The sequence below is a fragment of the Marinococcus sp. LNHM5E3-2.1 genome (assembly GCF_056034365.1).
Genome location: NZ_JBQLIB010000006.1, coordinates 167,349 through 181,222 on the forward strand (window position 1 = coordinate 167,349; position 13,874 = coordinate 181,222).

Consider the following 13,874-nt stretch of genomic DNA (forward strand, 5'->3'; position numbering starts at 1 on the left):
AAGCATTTTATCACTGGTTTTCGGCTTTAAACACGATGGCAGCCGGACGGCTTTGCAGAATTAAAAGCAGCTGTGCTGCCATATAATCCGGTCGGTGTTCAAAGCCTTCCCGCGCCCACTCGACAATCATACCCAAAATGGCGTGGGAGTGATACCCGGCCTGGAGCTTCCGGTCCATGTCTTCGTTATTATCCGCATGTAAAAGATCGCTTAGAACGAGATCCCTGAGGACATCGGCCAATTTGTTCTGAAACCCGTTCAGCATGTTTGAGGCAAAAACAAGTGTATAAAAGCGTTCATGCTTTAACACATGCTCGAATATTTTTACCGAAGAAATCGTTAGTTTTGGCACTTCAAGCACTGCTTTGCTTTTATAAGGCTGCCTGAACGCGTCCTTCAGATCTGCCGTGACCCCGTCCATGATTTCTTCAAGCAGCTGTTCTTTATATTCGTAATGTTTATAAAAAGTGCCCCGGTTGACATTAGCCCGCTCCACAATATTTGTAACGGAAATGGATTTAAAGTCCTTTTCCACCATCCATTCCAGCAGAGACTGCTGCATTGCCTTTTTTGATTTTTTCACTCTTCGATCTGTATTTTCAGAGAATGATTTCATAAGCCACCTCCTCCCTTCTTTTATTTTAAATTTATAAACAAAAAAACCGTCATTTGTTTACTAATCAACAATACATCCTGGTTTTGATGATTGTATTTAAAGACCTGCATCTATTATACTACAAATAGAATCAAGTTATTGAACAGATGTTGAATAAATAATCAATTTGTAAGCGAATACATTAATATTGGGGGGTAAAGTCATGAAATTACAGGCAAAAACGGCGGTAGTAACTGGCGCCGCATCGGGAATGGGGAAGGCAATCGCTGAGCGTTTCGCTGCTGAAGGAGCAAAGGTGATTGTAGCAGACGTGAATAAGCAGGGAGCCGAGGAGGTGGCGGCATCGATTACTTCAAACGGCGGTACCGCCCAGGCAGTGGAAGTGGATGTAACCAGTACTGAGGATATTCAAAACATGATTGATACAGCCGTCAGCGTTTACGGCACTCTGGATATTCTGGTCAACAACGCAGGTATTATGGACGGCATGGAGGCTGCCGGAGATATCAGTGACGAAAAGTGGGCCCTCCTGTTTGATATTAATACGAAAAGCGTCATGCGTGCTATTCGTTACGCGCTTCCTATCTTCCTGGAAAAAGAACGGGGCGTTATTATTAATACCGCCTCGACCGGCGGATTGAACGGCGCTCATGCCGGAGCAGCCTATACAGCTTCAAAGCATGCCGTCGTCGGTCTGACTAAAAATACGGGCTTTATGTATGCAGACAAAGGCATTCGCTGCAACGCCATCGCCCCAGGGGCAGTACAAACCAACATTGGCTCTACAATGAAGGATATGAATGAATTCGGCGCTTCCCGGACCCAGAAAACCCAGTCCCTTATTCCGCGTGTCGGTCAGGCCGAAGAAATTGCGAACGCAGCATTGTTTTTAGCTTCTGATGATGCAGGTTTTATCAACGGCACAGTATTGACCGCAGACGGCGGCTGGACAGCAGGATTTTAAAGTAAATGCAGTCTCATACTAAAAAACGACCCCGATTGGGATCGTTTTTTTAGTATTCATTTGCAATCATGAGTTGGTTTCCCTGCTTGGGGCAGTTTTTTGCTCTCTGCTTTTTCGTACCGTACCATTTTTTCTGCGGTGAAAAATCACGTTCAACTCCGCTCCGATCATGAGTACGAGACCAGTCAGGAAAAACCAAAGCAGCAGAATAATAACACCACCGAGGCTGCCGTAGGTAGCCGAATAGTTTCCAAAGTTGCTGACGTAAAAGGAAAAGCCGAGTGATACGATCTGCCACAAAAGCGCAGCGGTTATGGATCCTACCAGTATTTCCTTCCACTTTAAAGTTTGATTCGGCGCGAACCGGTACAACAGCAAAAGCATGAGTGTCATAACGGTCACAGCAATCACCCAACGGAGCACCTGAAATAAAATCTCTGTCTGCGCCGGGAGACCAAGAACAGAGCTGATCATCGAAATCAGGACATTCCCGAATATCGGAAGCACCAGGGCCACTACGATGGTCAGGATCATACAGATCGTGAGCGCAATGGCAATCAAACGTACCTTGATAAACGAGCGTGTCTCCTCTACGTCGTAAGCTTCATTGGAGGATTTAATAAACGCATTTATACCATTGGAGGCGGACCAGAGTGCGCCGAGCAGACTGACTACAAATAAAATACCGCGCGGCTCCTGTACCAGGGTTGTAATATTTTCCTCAAACAAAGAAGCAGTATCCGAAGGTGCGACAGTGCCTATAAAGCTGACTACGGAGTTAGGATTCAAATTTAATAACGGCAGAATCGTCAACGCGAAAATAAGCAGCGGAAAAATGGAAAGAATATAATAATACGCCTGGGCGGCGGCAAGTAAAGGCACATTATCTTCTTTAAATTCGGTCATCAAATCCGAGATGTATGGCTTTATTTTTTTCACATGTGTACGTCCTTTCTCTAAATACGATAGCTTTCATAAGCACTGGATGCCTGATAAATAAAAATTCCTGAAACAGATTTCTGGCGCTATGCTCCCTCTCCTTTCGTTTATTAATTGAACGCCACGGGGCCGCTTCTGCTTTTTAAGCAATAAAAAAGCCAGAAAAAGAGCATATCTTTTCCTGGCTTACAGAACAGCTGTAACTGTCTGTTGCTGCCGATGCTATTTAGTTATTGCCTGTGTTATGTTTACCTTTCCAGACGACAATCAAAACGTATTATTTTCTGCATATCAAATAAGAAGCAGCGTCTTTTATAAATGGTCCGGGAAATCATTCTTTTCAGTCCCCCATAAAACATAAAAAACCCTTCCTGCCGGCGTAGGAAGAGCTTTTTCTATGGAGAAGCCACCATTCTATGTGCCTTCCATCTATTATGATACGCTCCTCCCCCTTCAAAGTAAAAGAGAACGATTAAAACCGTGGCCCTGTGGATTAAAATGAATCATTCTAATTATTTTTTTGGAACTAACCTGCTGCTCATACAAATTTTGCACTTTTTAATTTCTATGCTTAACAAGATGTTATTTAAAGGGCAAATAAAGGTATTTTCTTATATTCGAAATTTCAAAAGGTATCTAGTTGCAGTTCTTTAGTCGCAATAAATAGAAAGTCTGTATATAAAAAGCTCATTTGATAGTATAATAGTAATCAGTTAAGAAGAATCCCGCTTCTTACAAAAGGAGACTTTATGGAACATCAACAAACTGAAGCCCAAATGATTGCAGCCTACACCGGCAAAGCGTTGAGGGATCATTTTGGAAAAGGCCCAATCAATATTCATGTTTCGTTTAAGCGGCCATTTTTAATTATGTATGTGAAAGATTTTTTAGGACCAATGGAAAATATTTTATTGCAGCAAAATGAAGAACAGCGTATTGCGAAATCAAGAGAATTTATTATGGATGAATTTTGTCCCCGAATTCAGACAGATATTGAAGATATGATAAATGGAACAATTAAAGAATGGTACTTTGACTGGAATTTAAAAGAACACAGCGGTATGATCTGGGCCGTAATGGATGAAGAACCGCCAAAAAAGATGCCATGGCCGGGAGAACTCAGTCAAAAGGCCTTTGAAAGAAAAATCGTGAATCTGAGTATTAAAGGCCAAAAAGAGCCCGACCATACGAAGGCTTATTGGGTTGATGAACGCTCAGTTATCGTTTACCGCTCTGGTGTGTTCGTCGAAATTGAGAAGGAACTCATTCACGCGGGCTTTGAAGAGCAGCTGAAAATTGCCAAACGGCCAATGGAACGGCGGCTGTTTCAGGAAGAACATATGGAGCCGGTGCTGCAGAGAAAAATCACAGACGTATTCACCGACTGGAATTTTCGTGCAGATAAAGGCTATATGGTACTGGCATTGGAGCCGGAAAAAAAGAGATAGTTCGCAGGCATATCGATACTCCGAGCCAATTTCTGGGCTTTTCTATAAAACAAAACGTTTAGGGCGGAAATGAATAAGGTATAAGTGACATTAGTCAAACACTCATTATTGGTGGCAGCAATGTTTTGAAATAAAGCAAAACATGAGCCGGAAAGGTACCAGTGCCTTTTCGGCTCTTTTTTATGCATATGGAAAAAATTAGCTTGGTAACAATTTTTTTCACTGCCGATAGAAATTTTATTAGCTGTTAAGGCTGTAAACTATATATCTAAAATGGAGGTTCCGCCATGAATATACTATTAACCTCGGCAGCACGCCGAATAGATTTTGTTCAGTTTTTCCAGGAGGCGATGAACGGATTAAATATTGAAGGGACAGTCATTGTCACTGATCCGGATCCTGGAGCCCCAGCGATCCAGCAGGCAGACAGATCCTATGTTACGCCGCACCAGACGGATGAAAACTACCTGGACACGATCCTTTCGATCTGTGAAGATGAAGGAATTAAAATACTCATTCCATTAAACGACTGGGAAATCACCAAATTTGCCCAATCCCGTCATGAACTTGAGCAGTTGGGAGTAAGAGTTTTTACACCCGAGATTTCCACCGTACAGGCGATGAGAGACAAGCATCAATACCGGGAACTCCTTGGCAGATTCGGTGTCGCGGCGCCAATTTCCTACCTGACGGTGCAGGAAGCAGCGAAGGGAATTGAAAACCAGGAGGTGACCTGGCCGCTGATTGTTAAACCGCGCAACGGCTCGGCTTCGGTCGGCATTAACATTGTATCCTCTGTTGAAGATATGCAGTTTGCCTACAAGCAGGCGGTAGATGCGGTCAAAAACAGTCCGATCGCTGATGATTCCATTCATGACCCCGAAGACAACATCGTGATTCAGCAGGTCGTGGATGGAGAAAAATACAGTGTTGACATCGTTAATGACTTGGAAGGAAATTATTTAACCACTCTGGCCCTGAAACAGCTCGAAATGCGCGGAGGCGACGTGGATAAAGCGATATCAGTAAAAGACGAAGCACTGATGGAAGTAGGCAGAAAGATTGGAGAAAACTTGAAGCATATCGGCTACATTAATACTGATGTGTTTTATGATGGCCACGACTACTATGTGATTGATATTAATCCAAGATTTGGAGGCGGATACGCCCTCTCCCACGCTGCCGGAGCAAATATTCCTTCAGCCTACATCGCGTTGGCCGCAGGCAAAGAGCTTCATCCGGAATGGCTGAATGACAAAGAAAACATCGAGCTTGCACGGTTTGACCGGGTCGTAAAAATTGATAAAAACAAAGGAATTCATACAGCACCGGATGAGACCTCATCTACCGTGTGAACAATCCCACCTTTTTTCAATATAATAACAAATTTTCGCGAGGAGGCTCAGAGTGAATGAAACGATTCCTCTTTTAAAAGCATTAATCAGCTATAATACGTCGAGTCTGTCCGGCGTTAATGAAGCAATGGAATTTTGCAAAAAGTGGATGGAAGACCGGGGCCTTGCGGTCCAAAAGCATGAAAATAACGGGCATTCCATGCTCGTATGCGAAGTCGGAAGCGGAAGTCAAACCCTGATTTTTAACGGGCATCTGGACGTCGTCAAAGGCAAAGAAGAGCAGTTTGCTCCCTACGAAAAAGACGCGAAGCTTTACGGCCGCGGTTCGGCAGACATGAAAGCCGGACTTGCGGCTATGATGTCTGCGATGGTGCGCCTGAAAGAAACCCCGCCTGACTGCAAAATGCAGCTGCAAATTGTTCCCGATGAGGAAACCGGCGGCCGTAACGGTACCGGCTATTTGGTTGATACCGGCCATAAGGGAGATTTTGTTATCTGCGGAGAGCCTACCGGCCTGGGGATTGCTATCCAATCCAAAGGCGTTCTGCAGCTGGATATTACTGTCACCGGCTCCTCCACACATGGAAGCCGTCCGTGGGAAGGAGAGAACGCGATTGAAAAAGCATTTGCGCTCTATGAACGTATTAAGCAGCTCCCGTTTTCCAAGGAGCGCTCAGAATTATACGCCCAGCCTTCTATTAACCTCGCCAAAATCCAGGCCGGCACTGTATACAACAAGGTTCCGTCCAAATGCGAACTTTCGCTTGATATCCGTTATCTGCCGGACCAGCTGCCGGAGGATATTTTACAGCAGATTAATAGTCTATCCGATGATGAAGTGTCTGTGCATATCTGCAACGATCCCGTAAATACGGAGGTTGATAATCCTTATGTTAAAGCGTTATCCGATTCCATCACCCGCCATACCCAGCTCGAGAAGGTGAATATTTTCGGTCAGCACGGATCATCGGATGGACAGTACTTTACGGTTTACGGCATTCCGGCTGTTGAATTCGGGCCTGTCGGCTACAACTGGCATGGAGACAATGAACTTGTTTACACGAGCTCCATCCCTGAATACGAGAATATTTTAGTGGATTTTGCCGCAAGTTTTTCCACAGTCCCGCTGCCCGTAGTCAATAACGATTAAAAAATAGGACCGGCTTGGCTGCCGGCCCTATTTTTTAATTGCTTTGCGTATTGTTTTGAAGCAATTCCCGGAAGTGAACAGCCGTTTCCCGAATGGAATCGGCAGCCTGTGGGTAATAGCCCAGCTTCTTTAAAAACGTATGAGCCATCCCTTTATATTCAATATAGCGTACTGAGCTCTCCTGTTTCTGGAGCTTTCTCATGAATTCCTCTCCCTGCGTCCGAAGAAAATCAAATTCAGCCGTCACAATCATCATCGGAGGATACGTAACATTTTCTTTATTACGCAACGGGGATACAAGTGGCTGATCGAGCTCTTCAAGGTCTGTGACATACAGCGACTGAATAAATGAAAGCGACTCCCGCATGGTCACAAGCTCCTGGCGTACAAGCTCTCTATCTGCGCCTGGATTGTACTGATCCATTTTCCGGGTTCCGCCGGACACATCGGATAAATCCAACAAAGGAGCCAATAAGCTCATATAGCAAATGTTCCAGGATTTTTCACGACTTAAATGATAGACGCCAAGCGCCAGATTAGCTCCGACACTATCGCCCACCAGACCAACACGCGCCGTATCTGCACCGAATTCATCACGATGGTCACATATATAGCGCACGCTGTCGAAGCAGTCATTCAGCCCTTCTGCATATTTGTGCTCTGGTGCGAGCCGGTATTCGACTGCGACTACTACGGCCTCCGCCTTTTCAGCCAGCAATTTGCATATATTGTCCATTACTCTCTCATCACGTTCAAAGAAGCCACCACCGTGAAAATAAACGAGCATCGGTTTCGTGCTATTTGAACGGTTATATACTTTCAGCTCTAAGTCACGGCCTTTTAAAGAAACAAGCTTTGTTTCTGTACGAATATTTGAGCTCAAGTCCCGACTCTCTTTTTCTTTTCGGCTTCGAATAATTTCAAGGTCATCGTGCGTCATTGGACGTCTCAGTCCTGGCTCAGATTCCTGCTCCAGAAATTGTTTCACTCTTGGATCAAGACCTTCTTTATCTTCTAAAAACGGTATACCTTTTGCGACTAATTCTGCGCTTCCCTCATTCACAAGAGATGCTTTTTCTTCTAAACGATGCACAAGCTCTTCATGGCTGTAATCCATATGCGTAAAATCCTCCTAAGTGAGAATAAAAACAAACTATATTATTACACATTTTTTCTTAAATACTTCTCTCAAAAATTTATTTATGCCTTTAGTGACAATTTCCGAATTTAGATAAATGCCCATTGAAAAAATTTTCCCCGCGAATGGACCAATCGAAACCTGAATTAAACTCCTTTTCCGATAAGCAAAAAGAAGGACGCCTGACACGGCATCCTTCTTTTTATCTTCAATCTTCGGAAACACGGTTCACCTGTTCAAGTACTTTATCGCTTTCGGAAATGCTTCCATTGTCAAAATGAGTAGCACCGAACAACGGGGCCTCGTCATAATCGTTAACGTATTCATCCAGGTCATGATAAATGCGGTGCGTCCAGCGGGCTGCCTCCTGAACGCTTTCTTTTTCAGGGTTTTCTTCAATCACCCGCTGCCAGCGAATAGCATTATTGAAATCCTTACGCAGCTCCGGGTCTTCGATTTTGTTTAGTACTTCCTCAGTATCTTCAATTCGAATGCTGATATCACCGAAGTCGTCCGCCGTCGCATTATCAATGGCTCCGTAGCCGGTACGTTCGTTCCAATACCTGTGAGACTGCTGTATATGGGTGCTTACTTCTGTATGTATACCGGAAACATCTTCTGTCGCTTCCTTTGGCTCTTTCAGTACAATGCCGTCCTCCGTCGTGTTCTTTCCCAGGCTGAACGGCGTAAAGAAGTGCAGCAGCGCGAGCACGCCTGGTATAATGAGAAGGCTCGCTCCTGCAATTATTCCTGCTTTTTTCCAAGATAGTTTTATGATAAACTCCCCCAACCGTGATCTCTTCTTTGACAGTGTACCTGCTCGACGCGTTTATCTGCAAGCAATACCACTGTCTAAAAAGATGTTTTAACCTTTCCACTTCCGGTTATATTAATATTATGATAAGATCTTATTTGGTTATTTCATTAAAATAAATCAATACGGCAGTAATGCTTAGATATAAAGCTAAAGCATAAGCCACAAAAGAGGGTTTCCTCCTTTGTGGTTTTTTTATGAGACGGTTTTCTTTTCCCAAGAGGTTCTGATTTCTATAAAAGCAGAGCCTTCTCTACCGCCGCCGGCTCCCGCTTTGCTTTTCTTTCTTTCCGAAATACCAAAAACAATATTGATTCACCAAATATTCGATGATGGCAGCAATGTTGGGATAATAAAGCCCTTGAACATAAGCCGGAAAAAGAGACTTTTCTTTTTCTGGCTTTTTTTATTGTCAAAATTCGTCTATAGAAAGGAAGAATGCTATGAGCCGTTACAAGCGGATACTGGTTGGTCTGGATGTCCTGGAAACCCCTTCCTACGATGCTTTTGAGGAAGCCTGCGCTATGGCTCTTGAACACAAAGCATCTTTAGTACTTGCTTTTGTTTTCGACGAACACCGGTATGCGAACCTGGAGCGCATCGACCCTAAAGGCGTCCGCCACTTAAAAGAAAAGGCCGCTTATCATCTTCAAACTTACAAAGAAGAGGCGGAGCTTAAAGGCGTTACGGGTGTGGAGACAGTGGTTGATGCCGGCGTTCCGGAAAAACGACTGGCCCGTCACCTCTGTCTTACGTACAGCGCCGATTTGATTCTCGTAGGAGAAACCGGAGGACCTGCTTTTGAGCGACTCTTGCGCGGCAGGAGATCGCGGACCGTAGCTGCCAGGGCAGCCTGTGAAGTTCGGGTTGTCCGGAACAGCCAGCTGGCCGCATTAAATGCCTACCCACGGACCGAATAGCTTTAAATTTCACTACGACTGAAAAGAAAGGAGGCAGCCATGCAGCGCTTCACGCCTAAATTCATCAAAAAAATACAAAGCATGTCCAAAAATCAGCGGTGGTATGAACTCCGTTCAAGCTTATGGCCGCTGCCAATGATCTATATTTTGCTTGCAGTGGTGGCAGCTTTTGCTGCCTACGGTATTGAGTTCGGTCTTCAGCCGGCACTGCCTATGGGTTCTTTTTTTACCGCCGATTACGCATTAACAGAAATGATTTACAGTACGCTTGCCTACGGCGTGTTAATGATCCATGCGTTTACATTTAATATGATTTTAATCGTTTTAACCAGTTTTTCCGGCCATTTTACACCCCGCGTTTTGTTCAGCTTTATTGCAGACCGCCGGACGCTGCACGCCATTGGTATTTTTAATTTGTCTTACTTCTATATTCTTATTGGCTTTTTTATGCTGAATTCTTCAATTAACGAATATGTTATTTTTCCGGTGCTCGGGATTACTGCAGCTTCAATATCTGCAATCAATTTTATTTTATTTATTAATCATGCCGCCAAATGGATGCAGGTAGCGAATCTCACCAATAATCTGAATGAACGCTCGCAGAAAACCATTACTGCTACAAATGAACAGGATCTGCAGGAGCACCGCCCGTTTCCGGAGAAGGAATACCGTCTCCCTCAGGATTCGCCGGTTTATTCCATTGTCAGTTCCTCTGGAGGGTTTTTGCAGCTCGTCGATTTTAAACGGCTGATCACCCAGGCGGAGAAGGACGGTCTGGTCGTGTATCTTGAACGAAGGGTCGGCGATTACCTGTTGGAAGGTGATACGCTGTTTTCCTATCAGCGTTACGACGGGAAGCCAGAAACTCCTGTAAATGAACAGACGTATCTGCAGTTTTTGTTTATCGGCCACAAAAAAACAGAGATGCAGGATATGAATTTCAGTGTACGGAAATTAACGGAAATTGCCTTAAAAGCTATCGGAAACAATGAGCCCTCCACCGCGGAGGATGCTATTTATCAGCTCGCTGATTTAATCAGAGCCATTTCCGGTACTGCCGTCCACAGACCGTATCTCGTTGATGCAAAGGACGAGGTACGGGTCGTGATGAAGGAAAGTACTTTCGCCTATTATGTGTACGCCGCCTTCTCTCCTATTGCAGAGGCCGCTAAAAAGGATATTAAAATTACCAATCGTGTGCTTGAGTCTCTTCATCTGTTAGCGGATTCACTTGAGGGCGAAGCAGCAGGTGTGTGCTGGCATTATGCCGAAAGCATCGCCTGGAACTTTGAAGGCAAAATGACGTTTGATCATGACCAGAACCAGTGCTTCAGCTACCTCCGTGCTATCTCTGAAACGGCCGGGCAGCGCGATGCCTTCAACATCCTCATGGAAGAGCTCGAAAAAAGCGATCACATGGGGACAGAAACCGCTACAGCTTCCCCTTTTTTATACGGCCAGGAACAAAAACGCGAAAAAGCCTTCAGCGACGCTTAAAGGTGTTTTCCGGCATGAATCCCGGGTATAAAAATAAAAAGCTGTATCGTCCAAACGCTCCAGCACCGGGTTTTTTGTATATTACTCCGGGGAGGTGAGGCTGTTGATTACCCCTGGTGGCAGCTCTGTCACCACCTGTACAGTTAAAAACATCCAGCGCTGCTAAACTGCAGCTGTACTTAATCAACTGCAGCAGTTGATAAATTCAAGACAATAAAACAAGAGGTGAAAATATGGCCGAACATTCTGCGCCTGCACAAGTAGAAGAACAACAAAAACAAATCGGAAGCTACCTCGGCAGAGTGCTTCGCGATCATTTCGGCAAAGGACCGGAATCCGTCTATGTGAGCGTCGACCCCTGCTGTATTGTCATGCATATAAGAAAATTTTTATCTCCTATTGAAAAAGTGATGCTCGATCAAAGAGACAAACGGGCCGTGGAAGAATTAAGAGAAACCATGATGGCGAAAATGCTGCCTGAAATTGAGCATTACATTTCCAGCCTTATGGATATCGAAGGCTGGGAGTTTTATTTTGACTGGAACATCGAAAACAAATCGGGAGTTATTACCGGGTTCCATCCAGATAAACTGAAAGAAAAGCAGGAAAAGAACCGTACGCGGGGCCAGGAAAACATTAAACAGGCAATACAGCGTGTCAGCGAAGAAGCGGGGAAAAGTCCGGATGAGATCACTGTCCACCCAGTAAACGAACGGACAATGCTCGCCGTACGCACGGGCGGGCTCATTTTAATTGAAAAGGAACTAATCCGAACGGGCCATTTGGACATTTTAAAATCAACGAAGCGCCTTCTCGAAAAAGAAGAGCTTTATAAAGAAAAATTTGATTCCATCTTTGGCACGACGGTCCGCGATATTTTTGTAGACTGGGATTTCGACCGTGACCGGAGTCTTATCGTCTTCATTACGGATCCTGTGGAGCAAATATAAATCTTTTTGGCATAGATTTTTTACAGAAGAAAAAGACTGAAGCAGAAAAAATCTCCTGCTTCAGTCTTTTTTATTCCCCTGTCAGTGTTAAGAGCTTTAAGTAATTTTTAAAATCATCCTAATGCTTATTTAATACTTTGCGTCCAGGAAGCTTCGTTACCTGCAAAAGAATCAGCAAAATCCTGGGAGGCTGGCTGCTCCAGTTTTCTCTGCGTCATTACTCGGTAAAATGCATGGATAAAACTCATGGCGTCATACCTCCTTTGAATTCATAATTAAAGCCTACGTTTACTTTAATGAAAACTTTCACTCCTTACCACAACCTGGTAAGGATATCTCACAAATTTTCTGAAAATTTCGCAGGCATATATTTTTTCTTTTACTGAAACAATCACTGCAAAAGCCCGTGGAACGGCGGATTGAACCTTTCTTAAACCGCTGTATTGAACCACGGGCTTTTGAAAATCAATTTAAATTCCTGCTCCATTCGAAAAAGTTATGCTTTTTCACCAAAAAATTGCTGTTCGAAAGTACTGCCTGCCAAACAGCGGAAACACTTTAAATTACTATTCTTCAGGGGTAAGCCTCAGCAGACGGTCGTCGTTTTCTGCGGGCGTGCCTCTTCCGTCTGTGTTATTCGTAAGAATATAAACATCTCCGTTTTCGGCTTTAACGTCCCGGAGCCTGCCTTCTCCGTCAAATACAGCATTCATCTCTTCTGTTTCTTCGTCATAGGCATACAGGCTCTCTCCACGGAGTCCTGCTGTCAGAAGGGTCTCCCTGAAAAAAGCCGTGCCGGAGGGGGCCCATGTAGTACTCCCCGATTGAATCGCCGGCGTTTCCAGCCCTTCTGCTGATTCACTGCCGGTAATTTCCGGCCAACCATAATTATTGCCAGGCTCGATTACATTGATTTCATCCTGGGCATTCGGTCCATGCTCCGAGCTGTACAGCTGACCATCGCTGTTCCATGCGAGACCCTGCGGATTCCGGTACCCATAGCTGTATACATAAGAATCCTCAAACGGATTGTCTTCCGGCACTTCTCCTTCGACCGTCATGCGCAGAATGCTGCCAGCGAGACTGTCTTCGTCCTGCGCAAGCGAAGGCTCATCCGAATCGCCGGCGGTAGCATATAAATAACCATCCGGTCCAAGTTCAAGCCGGCCTCCATTGTGAATCCGGCTCCCCGGAATGTCATCAAGCAGCACTCCCGTTTCGTTCCATTGACTGGCTTCGCGTTCCACAGCAACCACTCTGTTTGCGAGCGCTCCATCATCCTGGCGGTAGGTGTAGTACGCATAGCCCTGCTGGGAGTCAGCAAAATCCTCGGCCAGCACAAAGCCAAGCAGGCCGCCCTCCCCTTCGTTTGCTACTTCATCACTCGTATTAAGCGAAAGGCGTTCTGTTTCTTCACCGCTCACCTCTATCACCTCACCACCGCGGTTCGTCATATAGTACGTGTCTTCATGAATGTTCAACGACCACGGCACCTCGAGATTTTCCGCCACCACTTCTACGTCCCAGTCTTCTGTCTGAGCTTCAGAAACCGAACCCGCCGTCTCCCCAGTATTTCCTTCCCGCTGTTCGTCATTTTCCCCTGAACTGCAGCCAGCAAGAATTGCTGCCCCGAAGATTAGCAGACTGATTGTATTTTTTCTGCCTGGATAAATCATCATTATGCATCCCCCTTTCATGAAAACAAGCCAAGCCCCCTGGTCATTCCGTATTCTTATCATCATACTATCATAAAAAAACGCCCCGGCTGCACAAAGGCAGCCAGGACGGTTGATCATAGTTTACCGGACCGGAGTACTTATACTTCGACCGCGTTTTTCAGTTCTTCCACGTACTGCTGCGCCGTCTGGGCCGCGAGCGACCCGTCGCCGGTAGCCGTCACGATCTGGCGCAGGAACTTGTCCCGGATGTCACCGGCGGCGAACACGCCCGGAATCTTCGTTTCCATTTCCTCGTTCGTTTCAATATAGCCCTCGTCGTTCGTGATCCCGAGGTCGAGAAACGCCCCGTTCAGCGGCAGCAGCCCGATGTAGATGAACGCGCCGCTCGTTTCGAAGTCGTAGTC

At 45.3% G+C, this 13,874-nt stretch carries 14 protein-coding genes; 7 read left to right on the plus strand and 7 right to left on the minus strand.

Annotation, left to right across the window (positions count from 1 at the left end; genetic code table 11):
* Positions 1-10: 10 nt before the first annotated feature.
* A complete protein-coding gene (locus ACTRXH_RS09305) occupies positions 11-616 on the minus strand; it encodes a TetR/AcrR family transcriptional regulator (RefSeq protein ID WP_474281849.1) in 606 nt (201 codons plus the stop codon).
* A gap of 202 nt (positions 617-818) precedes the next feature.
* Here ACTRXH_RS09305 and ACTRXH_RS09310 point away from each other — a divergent pair, with 202 nt between their 5' ends.
* Positions 819-1,580 (plus strand): SDR family oxidoreductase, encoded by a 762-nt coding sequence (locus tag ACTRXH_RS09310; RefSeq protein WP_474262544.1) that lies wholly within the window; start codon positions 819-821, stop codon positions 1,578-1,580.
* A gap of 66 nt (positions 1,581-1,646) precedes the next feature.
* Here ACTRXH_RS09310 and ACTRXH_RS09315 read toward each other — a convergent pair whose 3' ends face one another.
* Positions 1,647-2,519, minus strand: a complete 873-nt coding sequence (locus ACTRXH_RS09315; RefSeq protein WP_474281851.1) for a YihY/virulence factor BrkB family protein — start codon at positions 2,517-2,519, stop codon at positions 1,647-1,649.
* 749 nt (positions 2,520-3,268) lie between these two features.
* Between ACTRXH_RS09315 and ACTRXH_RS09320 the strand changes: the two genes are divergently transcribed.
* The 3 genes from ACTRXH_RS09320 to ACTRXH_RS09330 all read left to right on the plus strand — a co-directional run bounded on the left by ACTRXH_RS09320 (position 3,269) and on the right by ACTRXH_RS09330 (position 6,472).
* On the plus strand, positions 3,269-3,967 hold the full coding sequence (locus tag ACTRXH_RS09320; RefSeq protein ID WP_474262548.1) for a Na-translocating system protein MpsC family protein: 699 nt from the start codon (positions 3,269-3,271) through the stop codon (positions 3,965-3,967).
* A gap of 287 nt (positions 3,968-4,254) precedes the next feature.
* Positions 4,255-5,322 carry an ATP-grasp domain-containing protein gene (locus tag ACTRXH_RS09325; protein WP_474281853.1) on the plus strand — a complete coding sequence of 356 codons (1,068 nt, stop codon included), beginning with the start codon at positions 4,255-4,257 and terminating at the stop codon, positions 5,320-5,322.
* A gap of 52 nt (positions 5,323-5,374) precedes the next feature.
* Positions 5,375-6,472, plus strand: a complete 1,098-nt coding sequence (locus ACTRXH_RS09330) for a M20 family metallopeptidase (RefSeq protein ID WP_474281855.1) — start codon at positions 5,375-5,377, stop codon at positions 6,470-6,472.
* A gap of 34 nt (positions 6,473-6,506) precedes the next feature.
* On the opposite strand, the gene ACTRXH_RS09335 is transcribed toward ACTRXH_RS09330, so the two are convergent.
* Both ACTRXH_RS09335 and ACTRXH_RS09340 read right to left on the minus strand, forming a co-directional pair.
* Positions 6,507-7,589, minus strand: coding sequence for an alpha/beta hydrolase (locus tag ACTRXH_RS09335; RefSeq protein ID WP_474281858.1), 1,083 nt, complete (start codon positions 7,587-7,589; stop codon positions 6,507-6,509).
* 229 nt (positions 7,590-7,818) lie between these two features.
* Positions 7,819-8,400, minus strand: a complete 582-nt coding sequence (locus tag ACTRXH_RS09340) for a hypothetical protein (protein ID WP_474262556.1) — start codon at positions 8,398-8,400, stop codon at positions 7,819-7,821.
* A gap of 467 nt (positions 8,401-8,867) precedes the next feature.
* On the opposite strand from ACTRXH_RS09340, the gene ACTRXH_RS09345 reads away from it, so the two are divergent.
* The 3 genes from ACTRXH_RS09345 (at position 8,868) to ACTRXH_RS09355 (ending at position 11,791) form a co-directional block, all read left to right on the plus strand.
* The gene (locus ACTRXH_RS09345; protein WP_474262558.1) at positions 8,868-9,344 is read left to right on the plus strand and encodes a universal stress protein; all 477 of its coding nucleotides are present in this window, start codon (positions 8,868-8,870) and stop codon (positions 9,342-9,344) included.
* 39 nt (positions 9,345-9,383) lie between these two features.
* Entirely contained in the window at positions 9,384-10,841 is a 1,458-nt protein-coding gene (locus tag ACTRXH_RS09350; RefSeq protein ID WP_474281860.1) for a DUF2254 domain-containing protein, read from the plus strand.
* 233 nt (positions 10,842-11,074) lie between these two features.
* Positions 11,075-11,791: a Na-translocating system protein MpsC family protein gene (locus tag ACTRXH_RS09355; protein WP_474278897.1), complete on the plus strand. Its 717-nt coding sequence runs from the start codon at positions 11,075-11,077 to the stop codon at positions 11,789-11,791.
* A 125-nt stretch (positions 11,792-11,916) separates the two neighbouring features.
* On the opposite strand, the gene ACTRXH_RS09360 is transcribed toward ACTRXH_RS09355, so the two are convergent.
* The 3 genes from ACTRXH_RS09360 to ACTRXH_RS09370 all read right to left on the minus strand — a co-directional run.
* Positions 11,917-12,039, minus strand: coding sequence for a hypothetical protein (locus ACTRXH_RS09360; RefSeq protein WP_322526176.1), 123 nt, complete (start codon positions 12,037-12,039; stop codon positions 11,917-11,919).
* Between the two features lie 318 nt (positions 12,040-12,357).
* Positions 12,358-13,470, minus strand: a complete 1,113-nt coding sequence (locus ACTRXH_RS09365; RefSeq protein ID WP_474281862.1) for a PQQ-dependent sugar dehydrogenase — start codon at positions 13,468-13,470, stop codon at positions 12,358-12,360.
* Positions 13,471-13,607: 137 nt separating this feature from the next.
* Positions 13,608-13,874: NAD(P)/FAD-dependent oxidoreductase (locus ACTRXH_RS09370; RefSeq protein ID WP_474281864.1), on the minus strand; the 267-nt coding region annotated here is incomplete at its 5' end.